At 70.6% G+C, this 17,909-nt stretch carries 15 protein-coding genes; 8 read left to right on the top strand and 7 right to left on the bottom strand.

What is annotated here, in order from left to right; translation table 11 throughout:
* The first annotated feature begins 36 nt into the window (after positions 1-36).
* Both ACZZ9K_RS01595 and ACZZ9K_RS01590 read left to right on the top strand, forming a co-directional pair.
* On the top strand, positions 37-783 hold the full coding sequence (locus ACZZ9K_RS01595) for a hypothetical protein (RefSeq protein ID WP_463443177.1): 747 nt from the start codon (positions 37-39) through the stop codon (positions 781-783).
* Positions 773-1,558 (top strand): hypothetical protein, encoded by a 786-nt coding sequence (locus tag ACZZ9K_RS01590; protein WP_027465479.1) that lies wholly within the window; start codon positions 773-775, stop codon positions 1,556-1,558. Before ACZZ9K_RS01595 ends, ACZZ9K_RS01590 begins: the two co-directional genes overlap by 11 nt.
* 198 nt (positions 1,559-1,756) lie before the next feature.
* On the opposite strand, the gene ACZZ9K_RS01585 is transcribed toward ACZZ9K_RS01590, so the two are convergent.
* Positions 1,757-2,980 carry an alpha/beta hydrolase family protein gene (locus tag ACZZ9K_RS01585; RefSeq protein WP_463443176.1) on the bottom strand — a complete coding sequence of 408 codons (1,224 nt, stop codon included), beginning with the start codon at positions 2,978-2,980 and terminating at the stop codon, positions 1,757-1,759.
* A 23-nt stretch (positions 2,981-3,003) separates the two neighbouring features.
* Here ACZZ9K_RS01585 and ACZZ9K_RS01580 point away from each other — a divergent pair, with 23 nt between their 5' ends.
* The 4 genes from ACZZ9K_RS01580 (at position 3,004) to ACZZ9K_RS01565 (ending at position 8,412) form a co-directional block, all read left to right on the top strand.
* Positions 3,004-3,585: a DUF3000 domain-containing protein gene (locus ACZZ9K_RS01580; protein ID WP_017886108.1), complete on the top strand. Its 582-nt coding sequence runs from the start codon at positions 3,004-3,006 to the stop codon at positions 3,583-3,585.
* Positions 3,582-4,925: an HRDC domain-containing protein gene (locus ACZZ9K_RS01575; RefSeq protein WP_463443175.1), complete on the top strand. Its 1,344-nt coding sequence runs from the start codon at positions 3,582-3,584 to the stop codon at positions 4,923-4,925. The genes ACZZ9K_RS01580 and ACZZ9K_RS01575 overlap by 4 nt, the downstream gene beginning before the upstream one ends.
* Positions 4,926-5,053: 128 nt before the next feature.
* A complete protein-coding gene (locus ACZZ9K_RS01570) occupies positions 5,054-6,271 on the top strand; it encodes a thiolase family protein (protein WP_027465475.1) in 1,218 nt (405 codons plus the stop codon).
* Positions 6,272-6,273: 2 nt separating this feature from the next.
* Entirely contained in the window at positions 6,274-8,412 is a 2,139-nt protein-coding gene (locus ACZZ9K_RS01565; RefSeq protein ID WP_463444724.1) for a 3-hydroxyacyl-CoA dehydrogenase NAD-binding domain-containing protein, read from the top strand.
* Positions 8,413-8,554: 142 nt separating this feature from the next.
* Here the strand turns inward: ACZZ9K_RS01565 and dxs are convergent, their stop codons facing one another.
* The 5 genes from dxs to dut form a co-directional block, all read right to left on the bottom strand.
* Positions 8,555-10,492: a 1-deoxy-D-xylulose-5-phosphate synthase gene (gene dxs / locus ACZZ9K_RS01560; RefSeq protein ID WP_463443174.1), complete on the bottom strand. Its 1,938-nt coding sequence runs from the start codon at positions 10,490-10,492 to the stop codon at positions 8,555-8,557.
* 151 nt (positions 10,493-10,643) lie between these two features.
* Entirely contained in the window at positions 10,644-13,460 is a 2,817-nt protein-coding gene (acnA, locus tag ACZZ9K_RS01555; protein WP_463443173.1) for an aconitate hydratase AcnA, read from the bottom strand.
* A gap of 128 nt (positions 13,461-13,588) precedes the next feature.
* A complete protein-coding gene (locus tag ACZZ9K_RS01550; protein WP_463443172.1) occupies positions 13,589-14,404 on the bottom strand; it encodes a DUF3159 domain-containing protein in 816 nt (271 codons plus the stop codon).
* 32 nt (positions 14,405-14,436) lie between these two features.
* Complete coding sequence (locus tag ACZZ9K_RS01545; protein WP_232536646.1) at positions 14,437-15,159, bottom strand: DUF3710 domain-containing protein; 723 nt, start codon at positions 15,157-15,159, stop codon at positions 14,437-14,439.
* Positions 15,156-15,647, bottom strand: a complete 492-nt coding sequence (dut, locus tag ACZZ9K_RS01540; protein WP_463443171.1) for a dUTP diphosphatase — start codon at positions 15,645-15,647, stop codon at positions 15,156-15,158. Before dut ends, ACZZ9K_RS01545 begins: the two co-directional genes overlap by 4 nt.
* Positions 15,648-15,710: 63 nt before the next feature.
* Between dut and ACZZ9K_RS01535 the strand changes: the two genes are divergently transcribed.
* Positions 15,711-16,142 carry a DUF3093 domain-containing protein gene (locus ACZZ9K_RS01535; RefSeq protein WP_110859581.1) on the top strand — a complete coding sequence of 144 codons (432 nt, stop codon included), beginning with the start codon at positions 15,711-15,713 and terminating at the stop codon, positions 16,140-16,142.
* A gap of 128 nt (positions 16,143-16,270) precedes the next feature.
* Here ACZZ9K_RS01535 and ACZZ9K_RS01530 read toward each other — a convergent pair whose 3' ends face one another.
* Positions 16,271-16,570, bottom strand: a complete 300-nt coding sequence (locus tag ACZZ9K_RS01530; protein WP_017886098.1) for a DUF4193 domain-containing protein — start codon at positions 16,568-16,570, stop codon at positions 16,271-16,273.
* A gap of 298 nt (positions 16,571-16,868) precedes the next feature.
* Here ACZZ9K_RS01530 and sepH point away from each other — a divergent pair, with 298 nt between their 5' ends.
* A complete protein-coding gene (sepH, locus tag ACZZ9K_RS01525) occupies positions 16,869-17,897 on the top strand; it encodes a septation protein SepH (protein WP_463443170.1) in 1,029 nt (342 codons plus the stop codon).
* Positions 17,898-17,909: the final 12 nt, after the last annotated feature.

Genomic DNA, 17,909 nt, shown 5'->3' with positions numbered 1-17,909 from the left:
CCCTCACACGAGGGGCCGCTGCCTGGCTTCCGGGACGTGTTCGAATCGTTGAACCTCACGCCCCTGCACTGGCTCGCCACGGAGCTCGACATGGTCATGCAACCGAGCTCGACTGTCGACGTGCACGAGTGGGACCGGCGACTCATGGCAGCGTCGGGACCCGGGCTGTGGTTCTCGCACGACGAGATGCTGACGCTCGTCCAGGAGAACCACCAGATGATCGACTGCGAGTTCTTCGGCGTTCCGGTCGCCGCCGGACCCGATCCGGCGCAGGCAGTGCTCCGCATCGACTTCTTCGACAGCACTGAAGTCACCGTGTGCATCGACGGATCAGTCATCGAGATCTCGAACGCGATCGAGCGGGCTCTCGGACCCGCGGTGGCTTCGCACGTGGTCGGCAGTCGGGAGGGCGACACCACGGCACACCACATCGCGGCGATCCTGCGGACGTGCTTTGACGCGTCGCAGGACCCCAGGTCCACCTTGCTGCGCGACCAGGTCGAGGCAGTGCGGACCGTCGACGAGTCGGTCCCGCGGATCTTCGACATCGTGCTCGCCGAGGCACCTCGGTCCGACTACGCCGACGGTCCTCTCCGATGGGCCGTCTACTACTGCTCCGACGAGGCCCCCCTCGCGGGCGAAGTACTCGTCTGGATGCTCGAGGGTCGCATCAACTTCGTCGAATTCCCCTGGTTCACCACCGACATGCCGGCCGAGCTGCCTCGACCGGACCAGCTCATCCTCACATCCACCGACGAAGACGGAGTCCGCGATGTTCGGTAGACGGAGCAAGCCCGATCGGTCGACGCAGCAGTTTCACCAGGCCGACAGCGGCGCACAACTGTTCGCGCAGCTCCTGACCGAGACGCGCGCTGACCCCGAAACGTTGTTCACAATCGAAGTCGTCGACCACGGATGGCCGGGTCGGGACCTCGACGAGCGCGCACGCCAGCTCCGGCGCACCAGGGTGCCACGGACACCACTCGCGGCACCGGATCCAAGGGGACCCAGCACCCCCTCCGGGACAGCCAGTGTGTTCTACCCATGCAGCCGTGCGCCGTTCGCGGCCGCCGCTGGCGACGTCTTCCTCATATCGGACGGAGCGGGCGGTGTTTTGCTCGGGCACGTGATATCGGAACATTTCGATGCCGTCTACGTCGCCGTCTTCCAACGTCCCGAAGAAGTACCGCCGCCGGCGGATCCGCTCGTGGTGCTCGCGACGCAGCCCGTCATCGCCGGACTGACCCTGCCGGCGCGGTTCCAGCCAGGCATGTGGGAGGTCGTCGGCACCACGACGCCCGACTCTGACCGGCTCCTCCCCGCGTACTCCTGGGGCACCGCCACCGACGTCGAACACGTCACGGATTTCTCCGGCAAGAGGTCGCGGCCGGCGAGCGAGGTCGAGGCAGAGACCGTCCCCCATCGGATGGTCGTATCCCCGTTCTTCGTCGACATCGCCGTCCGTGCGGTGGTGGGCCTGGTCGACTGGCACCCGGACTTCGAACACCTGCGATACCGGGCTACGCCACGGTCAGTCGATCTCTTCCCACGGACCTGACGTGCGGGCGTGCGGCGCAAGCATCGCCGTCCTCCCAGCCTTCTTCCCACACCGTGCCGAGTGCCGGCCCATGTCCTTTTACCGTTCTGCGCGCTCGGCGGACCAGGGGCCACCGAAGTGGCGACGACGTGAGCAGGTGACGGACGGGAGGCGCGGTGCCAGCTGACACCGCGACTCCCGTCCGCCCTTCGGTCGCGTCTACCGCGCGCTGGCCGCCCCGCGCCGCTGGACCACCTCGGTGAGCCACGCGAGGATCCGGGCGTCGAACCAGTCGGCGTCGTGGTTCCAGAGCTTGGTGTGCCGGGCCGTGGTCTGGATCTCGAGCCGCACCAGATCGGGCCGTGCGCGGGCCAGGTCGTGCGAGGCCGAGGACGGCACGAACCCGTCGTCGTCGCTGTGCAGCAGCAGGATCGGCACCGTGAGCTCGTCGGAGCGCGTGACCATGTCGAGCTCGCGCAGGTCCACGGGAGCCTGGAGCCCGGCGAGCCGGTGCAGCACCGGCGTGCGGAGCAGGCGTTGCGCGACCTTGCGGACCGGACGCGGCAGACGCAGGAGCTGGCTCTGCGACTTCAGGACGGCGTGCCAGTCGACCACCGGGGACTCCAGCACCACCCCGTCGACCAGGCCGGCGAAGCGCGAGCGGAGCAGGGTCTGCAACACGACGGCGCCACCCATCGACCAGCCCATCAGCACGACGCTCTGAGCGTCCTGCGCGGTGAGCCAGCGGAGGACGGAGTCGACGTCCTCCCACTCGGTGCTGCCGAGGCCGTAGCGGCGGTCGACGCTCGGCGGGGCGACGCCGTCGTTCCGCCACGAGGCGAGCACCACCGAGTACCCGGCGGCGCGGAAGACGGGGACGGCGCGGATGGTCTCGGCACGCGTGACGCCACGGCCGTGCACCAGGACGGCCCACGGCGCTGCCGGGTCGTCGGCGCGGACGACCCACGCGGGAGCCGGGCCGTTCGGGGTGGGGATGTCGACGTCCTCGACGGGCACGTCGAGTTCGCCGGGGGTCAGGTAGAACCAGCCGCCCCAGCGACCGCGACGTGCGGCGGTCGGGTCGCCGGCGTCGATCGCGATGATGCGGCGCGTGACGGTGGTGTCGGTCGTGCCGAGGACCTCGCCGACGCGCATGTGGCCGGTGCCGCCGCCGAACCAGAGCGAGTAGCGGCCCTGCAGCTCGGTGTCGGCCGTGCGCTCGATCGTGACGGTCTTCCGGACGGGGTCGACGGCGTGGATCGGGACGCGCTCGTTGCGCTTGCGGTCGGGGGTGACCACGGCGCGGGCGACGGCGGCGACGAAGCCACCGATGACGGCCGTCCCCACCGCGGCAGCTGCCAGACCGGCGCCGAGAGCGATGAACCCGGCCGATCGAGCGGTCTCCTGGACGACGTCCTCGGCGGGTCGCGCGGATCGGGACATGGCCCGGAGCCTAGTCTGCATGTGTGTCCGAAACCCGAGAGCCCGACGCCTTCGCGCGGCTCCGCGCGTTCGTGTCCGGCGGCAGCGGCCGTGCCGAGACCACCGTCACCGAGATCCCCTCGCCGACCCGGATCGCACCGTTCTCGATCGCCCTGGCGGCGGACGTGTCCGGCACCGCGCACGGCGTCGAGTCGGACCTGGGCACCGGCCGGTTCATCGCCCTGTACGACCCGGAAGAACCCGAGGGCTGGGGCGGCGCGTTCCGCGTCGTCTCGTTCGCCCAGGCACCGCTCGAGCCGGAGATCGGCGTCGACGAGTTCGTCGCCGACGTGACCTGGAGCTGGCTCGTCGACGCGCTCGAGTCGCACGGTGCGACGTACGACCACGCCTCGGGCACGGCCACCAAGATCATCTCGCGCGGGTACGGTGACCTCGCCGCACAGGGCGACGGCGCCCAGCTGGAACTCCGCGCGTCGTGGACACCACGCGGCGACGACCTCACCGCACACGTCCGGGCCTGGCAGGACATCGTCGCCATGCTCGCCGGTCTGCCGCCCGCATCGGACGGCGTGACCCTGCTGGCCCCGAGGAGGCTCGCCAAGTGACCGACCCCGCTCCCCAGGACGCCGCTGGATCGACCGGCCCGGCTGCGTCCGCAGCCACGGCTGGCGGTTCGACTGCTCCGGCTGCCGCTGCTGGCTCGGCCGCTCCGGCCGCCGCCGCCAGCCCCGCCTTCGAGGCATCGCACGACGCCGTCAAGGTGATCGACACGCGCGAGGACTACCTCGAGGCGGTCGCCGCCATCGCCGCCGGCCACGGCCCCGTCGCGGTCGACGCCGAGCGCGCGAGCGGCTACCGCTACTCGCAGCGCGCCTACCTGATCCAGGTGTTCCGCCGTGGTGCCGGTGCGTTCCTGTTCGACCCGATCCCGATCGGCGACTTCTCGGAGCTGCAGGCCGCCATCGTCGACGAGGAGTGGCTGTTCCACGCCGCCTCGCAGGACCTGCCGTGCCTGCAGGAGGTCGGCCTCGTCCCGACGCGCATCTTCGACACCGAACTCGGCGCCCGCATCGCCGGGTTCCCCCGTGTCGGCCTCGGCGCCGTCGTCGAGCAGCTGCTCGGCATCACCCTGGCGAAGGCGCACTCGGCCGCCGACTGGTCGACCCGTCCCCTGCCGCAGTCGTGGCTCGTCTACGCGTCGCTCGACGTCGAGCTGCTGCCCGACCTCCGCGACGCCCTCGCCGAGAAGCTCGACGAGGCCGGCAAGACCCGGATCGCCCAGGAGGAGTTCGACGCGGTCCTGCACCGCGCGCCGAAGCCCGCCCGTGCCGAGCCCTGGCGTCGGCTGTCCGGCATGCACGCGCTCCGTGGTGCTCGAGCACTGGCGATCGCCCGCTCACTCTGGCTCGCCCGCGACGAGTACGCCCGACAGGCGGACATCGCCCCCGGGCGCACGATCCCCGACTCGGCGATCGTCGCCGCCGCGGCCGCTGCACCCGAGTCCCGCGCCGAACTCGGTGCGCTGAAGACGTTCACGGGCCGCGCCAGCCGTTCTGAGCTCGACCGCTGGTGGGCCGCCGTCGAGGAAGGCCGCACCACCGAGGACCTCCCCCGCCTCCGCGGTGCCGGCGAGGCCACCCTGCCCCCGCCCCGTGCCTGGGCGGACCGCAACCCGGCCGCCGACCGCCGGTACAAGGCCGCGCGCGCCGCGGTCACGAAGCGTGCCGAGGAGCTCGACATCCCGCTCGAGAACCTGCTCACGCCGGAGACGCTCCGGCTCGTGTCGTGGGCCCCGCCGTCGCCTGTGTCGACCGAGCTGGTCGGCGCCGCCCTCGCCGAGCACGACGCCCGCCCGTGGCAGGTCGAGGAACTCGCGTCGATCATCGCGTCGGCCTTTGTGGCTGCTGCACAGCGGCCCGCGGCGACGAACGACGACGAGTCGTAGGAACTGCCCAACCGGCATGCGGCCGCCCAGGCTGGGGGCATAGCGTCGGGAGGGTCGCCGGGCGAGGCCCGGCCAGGCCGGAGCGACCTGCGTTCCGGCCCGATCGATGAGGATCTGGGAGGCCCGGATTGCCAAAGGCATCAGACGTCGTGTTCGTGGACGGCGTTCGCACACCGTTCGGACGAGCCGGCGAGAAGGGGGTGTTCTGGAAGACCCGGTCCGACGACCTCGCGGTGCACGCGATGCGCGGACTGCTCGACCGGAACGCCTTCGACACCGCAGCCGTGGACGACGTCGCCGTCGCGGCTACCACGCAGCAGGGTGACCAGGGGCTGACGCTCGGGCGCACGGTCGGCATGCTCGCGGGTCTGCCGAAGTCGGTGCCCGGCTACGCGATCGACCGCATGTGCGCCGGTGCCATGACGAGCGTCACGACGCTCGCCGGCGCCATCGCCTTCGGCGCCGCCGACATCGCGATCGCCGGTGGTGTCGAGCACATGGGCCGGCACCCGATGGGCTTCAACGCCGACCCGAACCCGCGCTTCGTCGCGGAGCGCATGGTCTCGAGCGACGCCCTCGTCATGGGCGCCACCGCCGAGCGCCTGCACGACCGCTTCCCCGCGATCACGAAGGACCGCACGGACGCCTACGCCGTCCAGTCCCAGCAGCGCTACGCCGCCGCCTGGGCGAACGGCAAGCTCCAGCCGGACGTGATCCCGGTCGAGGTCAACAAGGGCGACGGCTGGGACGTCGTCAGCACCGACGAGCCGCCGCGGCCGGGGACGACCCTGGAGGCGCTGGCCGCGTTGAAGACGCCGTTCCGGCCCCACGGACGGGTCACCGCCGGCAACGCCGCCGGTCTGAACGACGGCGCCACCATGAGCCTGCTCGCGTCCGAGGACGGCGCGAAGCAGCACGGACTGTCGACGAAGATGCGCATGGTCTCGTTCGCCTTCGCCGGCGTCGAGCCCGAGGTCATGGGCGTCGGCCCGGTCCCCGCGACCGACAAGGCCCTGTCGAAGGCCGGCCTGTCGATCGACGACATCGGCCTGTTCGAGATCAACGAGGCGTTCGCCGTCCAGGTGCTCGCGTTCCTCGACAACTACGGCATCGCCCAGGACTCCCCGAACGTGAACGCCTGGGGCGGCGCGATCGCCGTGGGCCACCCGCTCGCGTCGAGTGGCGTCCGGCTGATGAACCAGCTCGCCGCACAGTTCGCCGAGCGACCGGACGTCAAGTACGGCATCACCACGATGTGCATCGGGCTCGGCCAGGGCGGCACCGTCATCTGGGAGAACCCGAACCACAGCAAGTCGGCCGAGCGTTCGGCTCGGAAGGGGGCGTGACCATGACCATCGTCGACAACGACCGACTGGCCGAACTCAGCGAGGACGAGGTCGTCACGCACTCGTTCGTCAAGCACGTCACGATGCCCTCGGGTGGCACGCTGGCGCTCATCACGCTCGACAACGGCAAGGACTACAAGCGGCCGAACACCCTCGGGCCCCGCACGCTCCGTGAGCTCGCCGGCGTGCTCGACACCCTGAAGACCGAGGCCGCCGCCGGCACGATCCAGGGCGTCGCCATCACCGGCAAGGAGTACTGCTTCGCCGCCGGGGCCGACCTGTCCCAGGCAGCGGCGGTCCCGTCGCGCGAGGCCGCCCACGACCTGGCCGCACTCGGGCACGCCACGCTCAGGAAGTTCGCCGACCTCGGGGTGCCGTCGTTCGCGTTCGTGAACACCCTGGCGCTCGGCGGTGGGCTCGAGATCGCCCTGCACTGCACCTACCGGGCGTTCTCGTCGGCGGCGCAGGGCATCGGCCTGCCCGAGGTGTTCCTCGGCATCATCCCCGGCTGGGGCGGCGCGACGCTGCTCCCCCGCCTGATCGGGCCGGAGCGCGCACTCCGCGTCATCGTCGAGAACCCGCTCAAGAACAACCGTCTGATGGACGGCCCGGCCGCGGTCGAGATCGGCATCGGTGACGTGCTCGTCCCGTCCGTCACGTTCCTGCCCTCGGCCGTGGCGTGGGCGGACGGCGTCATCACCGGAACGACCAAGGTGGTTCGGAAGAACGAGCCGGGCATGCTCGAGAAGGCCGCATGGGGCACCGTCGTCAAGGTCGCCCGCGGACAGGTCGCGTCGAAGATCGGCACGGTGCCGAAGTCGCCGTTCCGGGCGCTCGACCTCGTCGCCGCCGCCAAGTCGGGTTCGCTCGACGAACGCTTCGCCGACGAGGACGAGGCCCTCGCCGACCTCATCTCGGGCGACCAGTTCGCCGCGTCGATGTACGCCTTCGACCTCGTGCAGAAGCGTGCGAAGAAGCCCGTCGGCGCTCCCGAGGGCGTCGACGCGAAGAAGATCACGAAGGTCGGCGTCCTCGGCGCCGGGCTGATGGCGTCGCAGTTCGCGCTGCTGTTCGCCCGACGCCTGGGCGTCCCCGTCGTCATCACCGACGTCGACCAGTCCCGTGTGGACGCCGGCGTCGAGCGGATCCGCGGCGAGGTCGCGAAGCTGCTCAACAAGGGCCGGATCTCGCCCGACGACGCGAACCGCATCACCGCACTCGTCAGCGGGTCGGTGTCCTACGACGCCTTCGCCGACGCCGACTGGGTGATCGAGGCCGTCTTCGAGGAGATGACCGTCAAGCAGGAGGTCCTCCGGAAGATCGAGCAGGTCATCGCACCGGACGCCATCCTCGCCACGAACACGTCGTCGCTCTCCGTCGACGAGATGGCGTCGGTGCTCACCAACCCGGAGCGCCTCGTCGGCTTCCACTTCTTCAACCCGGTCGCGGTCATGCCGCTGCTCGAGGTGGTGCGCGCGGCGAAGACCTCGGACGAGGCCCTCGTCACCGCACTCGCCGTCGCGAAGACCCTGAAGAAGACCGCGATCATCACCGCGGACCAGCCGGGCTTCGTCGTCAACCGGGTGCTCGCACGGGTCCTCGGTGAGGCGATGCGCGGCGTGGAAGAGGGCACCTCCTTCGACACCGTCGCCCAGGGTGCCGCACCACTCGGCCTGCCGATGTCACCGTTCGAGCTGCTCGAGCTCGTCGGGCTGCCGGTCGGCGCGCACGTGCTCGACTCGCACCACGCGGCCTGGCCCGAGCGCTTCTACCCCGGCGACGGCCTGAAGAAGATCGCCGAGCACGGGACGATCCTGACCCGCGACAAGAAGGGCAACGCGACCGGGTACGACCCCGCCGCCGTGAAGCTCGTCGCGCCGTCCAAGAAGGACGCGAAGCCGGTCGACGCCGCCGAGATGCAGCGCCGGTTCGAGGACGCCCTGGCCGACGAGCTGCACCGCATGCTCGAGGACCGGGTCGTCGAGCACGTCGAGGAGATCGACCTCGGGCTCATCCTCGGTGCGGGTTACCCGTTCCAGGCCGGTGGGATCAGCCCCTACCTCGACCGATCCGGAGCGTCCGAGCGAGTGTTCGGCGGCACGTTCCACGAGCCGCGGATCGTCGGCCCCGCTTCCCGCTAGCGCCCAGTACGCAAAACACCGGTGTTCGCGCACCGAACACCCGCAAAACGCGGCGTGGAGCGCGAACACCGGTGTTTTGCTGAACGGACCGAACCGGTGCTGAGCGGACCGGACCGGTGCGAGACGCTCCCGAACCGCGCGGTCAGCGGTCGGACGCCGCGGACTCGCGGGACCGCGCAGGCTTCGCCTGCGGCAGCTTCGTCCCCACGACCTGGTCGATGACGTCGCGGGCGATGGCCTGCGCCGTCAACCCCGCGTCGGTGAGGATCTGCGACCGGGTCGCGTGGTCGATGAACGCATCCGGCAGCCCGAGCTCGTTCACCCCGGTGTCGACCCCGGCAGCGCGCAGGTCCTGCCGCAGCCGGGTCCCGACGCCGCCGACCCGCACGCCGTCCTCGATGGTGATCACGAGCCGGTGCGTCCGTGACAGCTCGATCAGCGACACCGGGATCGGCACCACCCAGCGCGGGTCGACGACGGTGACGCCGATGCCCTGCGCCTTGAGCAGCGCCGCGGCCTCGAGTGCCACCGGCACCATCGACCCGACGGCGACGAAGAGCACGTCCTCGACGTCGTCCGCGGCAGCGTGCAGGACGTCCACACCATCGGCGAGACGACGGATCGCGGGGATGTCCGGTCCGACCTGCCCCTTCGACCACCGCAGCACGGTGGGGGCGTCGTCGACGGCGATCGCCTCGCGGAACTCCTCGCGCAGGGTCGGAGCGTCGCGGGGCGCGGCGATCCGGATCCCCGGCACGACCTGCAGCAGCGCGAGGTCCCACATGCCGTGGTGCGAGGGGCCGTCCGGGCCGGTGATCCCGGCACGGTCGAGCACGAACGTCACACCGGCCCTGTGCAGTGCGACGTCCATCAGCACCTGGTCGAACGCGCGGTTCAGGAACGTCGCGTAGAGCGCCACGACCGGGTGGAGCCCGCCGTACGCGAGGCCCGCGGCGGTCGTCACGGCGTGCTGCTCGGCGATGCCGACGTCGTACACCCGGTCGGGGTGCTGCTCCTGGAACAGGTGGAGCCCCGTCGGCCGGAGCATGGCCGCCGTGATGGCGACGATCCGAGGATCCGAGGCGCCCGCTTCGGCCAGGGAAGACGCGAACACCGAGGTCCAGGACGGGCCCGATGCGGCGTCGAGCGACTCCCCGGTCTCCGGGTCGATGTGCCCGACGGCGTGGAACTGGTCGGCCTGGTCGCGCAGGGCGGGCTCGAAGCCGTGGCCCTTCTCGGTGATCGCGTGCACGATCACGGGAGCACCGTACTCCTTGGCCTGCCGGAGCGCTGCCTCCATCGCCTGCTGGTCGTGGCCGTTCACCGGGCCGATGTACTTGATGTCGAGGTTCGAGTACAGCGCCTCGTTGTTCGTCAACCGCGACAGGAAGCCGTGCAGGCCCCCGCGCATGCCTCGGTACACCGCACGACCCGGAGCGCCGAACCGGGCCGCCACGGCCTGCGTGCCCTCGTACAGGGCCCGGTACTCGCGGCGGGTGCGCACGGAGCTCAGGAACCGCGCCATGCCACCGATCGTCGGGGCGTACGAGCGGCCGTTGTCGTTGACGACGATGACCAGGCGCCGATCGTTGTCGTCGGAGATGTTGTTGAGCGCCTCCCACGTCATGCCGCCGGTGAGCGCACCGTCCCCCACCACCGCGACGACGGTGCGGTCGGTCTGCCCGGTCTGCCCGAACGCGCGGGAGATGCCGTCGGCCCACGACAGCGACGACGACGCGTGCGAGGACTCGACGATGTCGTGCTCGGACTCGCTCCGCTGCGGGTAGCCGGCGATGCCGCCGCGTTCGCGCAGCTTCGAGAAGTCCTGGCGTCCGGTGACGAGCTTGTGCACGTACGACTGGTGCCCGGTGTCGAAGACGAACGGGTCGTTCGGCGAGTCGAACACGCGGTGCATCGCGAGCGTCAGCTCCACGACGCCCAGGTTCGGCCCGAGGTGCCCACCGGTCTTCGCGACCTCGGCGACCAGGAAGCGCCGGATCTCGGCGGCGAGGTCGGTCATCTGCGCGTCGGAGAGACGCTTCAGGTCGCGCGGCGACGTGATGCTGGCGAGCAGGCTCACGGGCGCTCCTTTCGTGGGTACCAAGCCATCACCCTATTCCCGCTACCAGGTGACGGACTGGAGGCCCGTGGCGGTGTCGCCACGGGCCTCCGGTCCGATCTGTGGTCGCGTCAGCGACCCGTGCGTCCGTCGCTCCTGTCGTTCAACGGGCTCAGACGAGCGAGCGGAGCACGTACTGCAGGATGCCGCCGTTGCGGTAGTAGTCGGCCTCGCCGGGGGTGTCGATGCGGACGACCGCGTCGAACTCGATCGGCTGCTTGCCGGCCGGCGAGTGCTCACTCGGCGTCGCGGTGACGTGCACCGTCTTCGGGGTGCGGCCCTCGTTCAGCTCGGTCAGCCCGGAGATCGACACGACCTCGGTGCCGTCGAGCCCGAGGGACTCGACCGTCTCGCCCGCCGGGAACTGCAGCGGGACGACGCCCATGCCGATGAGGTTCGAGCGGTGGATCCGCTCGAAGCTCTCGGTGATGACCGCACGGACACCGAGCAGGTTCGTGCCCTTGGCCGCCCAGTCACGGGACGAGCCGGAGCCGTACTCCTTGCCACCGAAGATGACGAGCGGGATGCCATGCTCCTGGTAGTGCTGCGAGGCGTCGTAGATGAACGACTGCGCACCGTCCGGCGTCGTGAAGTCACGGGTGTAGCCGCCCTCCACGCCGTCGAGCAGCTGGTTGCGCAGACGGATGTTCGCGAACGTGCCGCGGATCATGACCTCGTGGTTGCCGCGACGCGAGCCGTAGGAGTTGAAGTCCTTGCGGTCGACGCCGTGCTCGGCGAGGTACTGGCCGGCGGGGCTGTCGGCCTTGATCGAACCGGCCGGCGAGATGTGGTCGGTCGTGACCGAGTCGCCGAGCTTCGCGAGCACCCGGGCGCCGGAGATGTCCGACACCGCGTCGGGCTGCATCGTCATGCCCTCGAAGTACGGGGGCTTCCGGACGTAGGTCGACTCCTGGTCCCACTCGAAGGTGTCGCCGGTCGGGGTCGGCAGGTTCTTCCAGCGGTCGTCGCCCTCGAACACGGAGCCGTACTCGTGGGTGAACATCTCGGTGTCGATCGACTCGTCGATGACCTGCTGCACCTCGGCCGCGTCGGGCCAGATGTCGGTCAGGTACACGTCGTTGCCGTCCTGGTCGGTGCCGAGGGCGTCCTTGTCGAAGTCGAAGTGCATCGACCCGGCGAGGGCGTAGGCGATGACCAGCGGCGGGGACGCCAGGTAGTTCATCTTGACGTCGGGGTTGATCCGGCCCTCGAAGTTGCGGTTGCCCGAGAGCACCGCGGTGACGGCGAGGTCGTTGTCCTGCACGGCCTGCGAGATCTCCTCGGGCAGCGGGCCCGAGTTGCCGATGCAGGTGGTGCAGCCGTAGCCGACCGTGTAGAAGCCGAGCTGCTCGAGGTAGGTGGTGAGACCGGCCTTCTCGTAGTAGTCGGTGACGACCTTCGACCCGGGTGCGAGGGTGGTCTTCACCCAGGGCTTCGCGGTGAGGCCCTTCTTCGCGGCGTTCCGGGCGAGGATGCCGGCGGCCATCATGACCGACGGGTTCGACGTGTTCGTGCACGAGGTGATCGCGGCGATCGCGACGGCACCGTGGTCGATCGTGAACGGGTCGGCCCCGTCCATCGCGACCTTCGTCGGCGCCGAGGCGGTCGACGGCGCGCTCGACACGTGCACGTGCTCGTGCAGCGCGGTGTCCTCGTTGGTCGAACCGGCCGCGATCGGGTCGGAGGCCGGGAACGTCTCCTCGACCGCGTCGTCGAGGTCGGTCTGCTCGGACGGCGTCGTGTAGTTGTTCAGGTCGAGCTCGAACTGGCTCTTCGCGTTCGTGAGCTCGATGCGGTCCTGCGGACGCTTCGGGCCCGAGATGGAGGGCACGACCGTGGAGAGGTCGAGCTCCATGTACTCGGAGTAGTTCGGCTCGACCGAGGCGTCGTGCCACAGCCCCTGGGCCTTGGAGTACGCCTCGACCAGGGCGATCTGTGCCTCGTCGCGACCGGTCAGGCGCAGGTAGTCCAGCGTGACGTCGTCGACCGGGAAGATCGCCGCCGTCGAACCGAACTCGGGCGACATGTTGCCGATGGTGGCGCGGTTGGCGAGCGGGACGGCGCCGACGCCCTCGCCGTAGAACTCGACGAACTTGCCGACGACGCCGTGCTTGCGGAGCTCCTGCGTGATGGTGAGCACCACGTCGGTCGCGGTCACACCGGCCGGGATCTCGCCGGAGAGCTTGAAGCCGACGACCTTCGGGATGAGCATCGACACGGGCTGGCCGAGCATCGCGGCCTCGGCCTCGATGCCGCCGACGCCCCAGCCGAGCACGCCGAGGCCGTTCACCATCGTGGTGTGCGAGTCGGTGCCGACCAGGGTGTCCGGGTACGCGTAGGTCTCGCCGTCGAAGTCACGCGTGTAGGTGACCTTCGCCAGGTACTCGATGTTCACCTGGTGGACGATGCCGGTGCCCGGCGGGACGACCTTGAAGTCCTCGAACGCGGTCTGGCCCCAGCGGAGGAACTGGTAACGCTCACCGTTCCGCTCGTACTCCAGGTCCGTGTTGCGCTGCAGGGCGTCCGTGCTGCCGAACAGGTCGGCGATGACGGAGTGGTCGATGACCATCTCGGCCGGGGACAGCGGGTTGATCTTGTTCGGGTCGCCGCCGATGTCCGCCATGGCCTCGCGCATGGTGGCGAGGTCGACGATGCACGGCACACCCGTGAAGTCCTGCATGACGACACGCGCCGGCGAGAACTGGATCTCGGTGTCGGGCTCCGCGTCGGGCCGCCAGGAGCCGAGCGCCCGGATCTGTCCCTCGGTGACGTTCTTGCCGTCCTCGGTGCGGAGGAGGTTCTCGAGCAGCACCTTCAGGCTGTAGGGCAACTTCTCGTGCCCGGGAACCGAGTCGATCCGGTGGATCGCGTAGTCGACACCCCCAACCGACAGTGTGTCCTTCGAGCCGAAGCTATTGACTGCAGCCACCGTGCCGCCTCCCTACTGATCGGTTTGCCCTCATCCTCGCGGGCCGTGGACCGTCCCACCAGCAAGGCAAACCTAATCCCGAGAACGCGTGCGCGCCCTGCGAGAACTATCTTGATGTCGAGAGAACTCTACACCGGAGCGACGTCGTCGCGTCGGACGAACACGGTGCGGACCAGCAGCCACGTCACCCAGAGCACCGCCGCGTACAGCGGCACGCCGAGGATGAGCTTCAGCCCGGCGAGCAGTTCGACCTGCGCGGTCAGGTACAGCGGGACCTCCACCGCGAGCCGGACCGCGAACAGCCCGACCCAGATCCAGGTGGCGACCGTCAGCACGCGGCGCTTCACCGGGTCGGCGCGCCAGTCGACGTGCGAGCCGTCCTCGTTCGCCGGCAGCAGGAAGCCGACGACGAGCCCGATGAGCGGCCAGCGGATCGCCAGCGTGATCAGCAGCCCGACGAGCCAGACGGCGTTGATGACGATCCCGGGGATGAAGTTGCTCTCCGCACGGCCGGTGATGAGCGCGAGGCCGGCCGAGACCGCGACGCCGAGGATGCCCGCGAACGACATCGTCACCGACTGCCGCTGCAGCAGCCGGAGCACCACGAACACCAGGCCGACCGCCACCGGGATCACGACGCTCGGCACGAGCTCCTTCGTGATCGCGTAGACGACCAGGAACGCGAACCCGGGCAGTACCGACTCGGCGAGGCCGCGCACCCCGCCGACCGCGCCGAGCAGCGCCCGGCCGGACGGCGCCTCACCGGGCGCGACGCGGGCGATGCCGGCGTTCTGCACGGCGTCGCGGAACTGCGCGGAGAAGGACGGTGCGACCGGCGACTCAGCCGGCGGTGCCACGGTCGGCACCACCGGCGACTCCGCCGCCGGTGCAGCGGGGTCGGAGCCAGCCGTCTCGGGTCGTGGGGTGTCGTCGTGGTCCGGCACCGTGCCTCCAGGCGGGGTTGGTCGTCAGTCAGTCAGATCGCGGTCTGCGTCGACTTGGGCATGTGCAGCGGGATGAGGTCGCGCGGCGGCATCGGCGTCGTGCCGCGCACGACGACGACGCTGCGGAACAGCTCCTCGATCTCGCTCGCGTCGTCGGGCTGCTCGGCGGCCTTGCCGGCGATCACGCCGCGCAGGAACCAGCGCGGGCCGTCGACGCCGACGAAGCGGGCCGGGCGGGAGCCGGCGGTGCCGCCGTCGCCGTCCACGGCGACCGGGACGGACGCGCGGAGCTCGGGGCCGAACGGGCCGTCGACCTCGGTCACGACACCGCCCTGGCGCTCGATCTGCTCGGCGATCTGGGCGCGGATCTCGTGCCACAGGCCGGTGGACCGGGGCGCCGCGAACGGCTGGACCTGCAGCGTGGACTCGTCGTAGTCGAGCCCGACCGCGACGACGCGCTGCGAGCCCTCCTCGACCTCGAGGCGCAGGTGCAGGCCCTCGCGCGGGAGCACCTTCACCCCGCCCAGGTCGACGTAGGGGCGGACCAGGTTCGCCTCGGTCTCGTCGTGGGGGCCGTTCTCGGCCCGGTCCTCCGGAGCGGACTTGTCCGTCGGGGCGACCGCGTCGACCTCGTCGAGGTCCGCGTCGGCATCCGTCGCGATGTCGACCTCGGGGGACGTGTCCGCGACCTCGATGTCGTCGGTGACGGCGTCCGCCACCTCGACCTCGTCCCGCTTGCGTCGGCCGAACTTCATGCGCGCGTTCCTTCCTGAGCGTCTGCGGCGGCACCGGTCACGGCGTCGCTCCGGTCACCGTAGCCCGACGAGCCGAACCCGCCCTGTCCGCGGACGCTGTCCGGCAGGTCGTCGACCCGGGTGTAGGTCACCCGCGGCACCGGCATCACGATCAACTGGGCGATGCGGTCGCCGACGTGCACCTCGTACGGTTCCGTCTGGTCGGTGTTGAGCAGGGCGACCTTGATCTCCCCGCGGTAGCCGGAGTCGACGGTGCCGGGGCTGTTCACGATCGTGATGCCGTGCTTTGCCGCCAGGCCGCTCCGCGGGACCACGAACGCGGCGTACCCATCGGGCAGCGCGATGCGCAGACCCGTGGCGGCCAGGTGTCGTGCCCCCGGCTGCAGCACGAAGGCCTCGGTGGAGACGAGATCGGCACCCGCGTCGCCGGGGTGGGCGTGGCCGGGAGCGTGCTCCCCGGTCCAGAGGACGTCGACTGGTTCGGTCACGTGACGAGGGTAGTGCAGCCGTGACCGTTCCGTGACCTCGCTCGCTCGTGATCGAATGGACCCGTGACCCTGTACCGCGAACGACTCTGGGCCCCGCCCGCCCTCTACCTGGCAACGGCGCTCGTCATCCCCGCCACCCTGCTCGTCTTCCTCCCCATCAGCGTCCTGGCCGGCGTCCTCGTGGCGATCGGGATGGAGCTCGGGGTCCTGGTCCTCCTGTGGGCACTCGCACCCACCATCGAGGTCACCGACACCGAGTTCCGCGCGGGCAAGGCACACCTCCCCCGCACGCTCGTCGGCACGACCGAGGCCTTCGAGGGCGCAGCGGCCACCGAGCAGCGCGGGCCGGCACTCGACGCCCGCGCATGGACGCTCTTCCGCGGCTACGTGCGCGGGGTCGTCAAGGTCGAGGTGCGCGACGACGCGGACCCGACGCCCTACTGGCTGGTCAGCGTCCGGCACCCGGGCAAGGTCGTCGAGGCGCTGCGGTCCTGACGGACCGCAGTCCACGGCCTGGAGGCGCGGCTCGGCCCCGCCTCGCAGCGCACGACGAAGGCCCCGCATCCCTGGAGGATGCGGGGCCTTCGCTGATCGTTGCGTCGAGGACGACGCGGCTGTGTTCGCTAGAGCGACGCGCACTCCGCGCAGACCGGTCCGAGCTTCGACTCGTGGTCGAGCTGGGAGCGGTGCTTCACGAGGAAGCACTCGACGCAGGTGAACTCGTCGACCTGCGGGGGCAGCACCACGACGTCGAGGTCGACGTCGCTGAGGTCCTGCCCGGCGAGTTCGAAACTGCCGGGGTTGTCGGAATCATCGTCGACGACCCCCGACATCTTGTCGGGAACGCGCTCCTTGAGGGCCTCGATCGACTCCGAGTCGGAGTTGTCGTCGGTCTTCCGGGGGGCGTCGTAATCGGTGGCCATGCCCATCCATTTCTCGTATCGAGAGGTCGTCGCCGGGTGATCGGCGGCGACAGTTTGCACCACGCCCCGCCAGAGCGCAAACCGAGTGCTGCGGCGGGTCGTGCTGGCTGTGCAACCCACGACCGGAACCGGACATTCCCGACACCCGTTGCCGGAGCGCCGCGTGCCCGGGATCGGCCGTGCGGATGTCCGCGGCACGCCCGTGCGCCTCCCCGGAAAGCGCCCGTCGTCCCTGCATACTCACGGGGTACGACAGCAGGACCGTACGCGACGCTGGGAAGGCGGAACCATGCAAGACGTGAGAGTCATCGGAGTCGAGTCCGGCGCACTCCTCCTGGCGACCGACGGCGGCACCGAGTTCCGGTTGCCCGTCACGTCGTCGCTGGCAGGCCAGGTGCGCCAGGCGAACCCCGACGCCGGTCCGCAGAAGCGGGTCTCCCCCAAGGACGTCCAGGCACGCATCCGTGGCGGCGCCGACGCCGCCGACGTGGCCGCCGCGCTCGACGTCGACGTCGAGTACGTCCGCCGCTTCGAGGGCCCGGTCCTCGCCGAGCGTGCCTTCATCCTCGACGCCTCGCACCGCGTGCCGGTCACCCCGGTCGACGACGAGTCCCCCGACACCTTCGGCCCCGCGATCACCGCGAAGCTCGAGGCCGGTGAGGCCACCGCGATCACCTGGGGCTCGTGGAAGCACCCGGAGAGCGGGTGGCAGGTCCGCGTCCGCTACACCGCGGGCGAGGTCGAGCACGACGCCCAGTGGCACTTCGACCCGAAGACCTCGACCCTCGCGCCGGACAACGGCGACGCCCACCGGCTGTCGCACACCGACGACGAGGGCATCGCCCCGCGCCTGCGCGCGGTCGAGTTCGAGCAGCAGGACGACGACGGCACCCGCTTCGACTCCGGCGCCTTCCGCGTCGACGAGCCGGAGCAGCCGGCCGCCGAGCCCGAGCCGTCCCAGCACGCCCCACTCCGCGCGCCGCTGCCCCGTATCGGCCAGGCCGCCGTGGAAGAGCGCGCTCCTGGCAACGAGACCTCCGACCTGCTCGAGGCGCTCCGCCGTCGTCGCGGGGAGCGCGAAGCAGCGTCCTTCGGCGAACAGCGCGACGAGCCCGCCCGCGGGACCTCCATCAGCGTCGTCGACATCCCGCTGCAGGGCTTCGAGGACGGCGGCGCGCACGACACCGCACCGCAGTCCTCCGACGTCCGTCCCGCCTCGGCGCCGGAGTCCGAGAGCCGTGGCGAACGCAAGAAGCGCAACCGTCGCTCGATGCCGAGCTGGGACGAGATCGTCTTCGGCACCCGTCCGGACGACGACCCCGCCTGATCGGCACGCACA

The sequence above is a fragment of the Curtobacterium sp. AC268 genome (assembly GCF_979258745.1).
Note: the sequence above shows the minus strand (reverse complement) of the source record. Positions and strands in the feature narration are given on the sequence as shown.

Bases quoted from the DNA above. Each gene is read 5' to 3' on its own strand.
- ACZZ9K_RS01590 (WP_027465479.1), top strand. From the start codon at position 773: ATGTTCGGTAGACGGAGCAAGCCCGATCGGTCGACGCAGCAGTTTCAC.
- ACZZ9K_RS01585 (WP_463443176.1), bottom strand. From the start codon at position 2,980: ATGTCCCGATCCGCGCGACCCGCCGAGGACGTCGTCCAGGAGACCGCT.
- ACZZ9K_RS01565 (WP_463444724.1), top strand. From the start codon at position 6,274: ATGACCATCGTCGACAACGACCGACTGGCCGAACTCAGCGAGGACGAG.
- ACZZ9K_RS01545 (WP_232536646.1), bottom strand. From the start codon at position 15,159: ATGAAGTTCGGCCGACGCAAGCGGGACGAGGTCGAGGTGGCGGACGCC.
- ACZZ9K_RS01530 (WP_017886098.1), bottom strand. From the start codon at position 16,570: ATGGCCACCGATTACGACGCCCCCCGGAAGACCGACGACAACTCCGAC.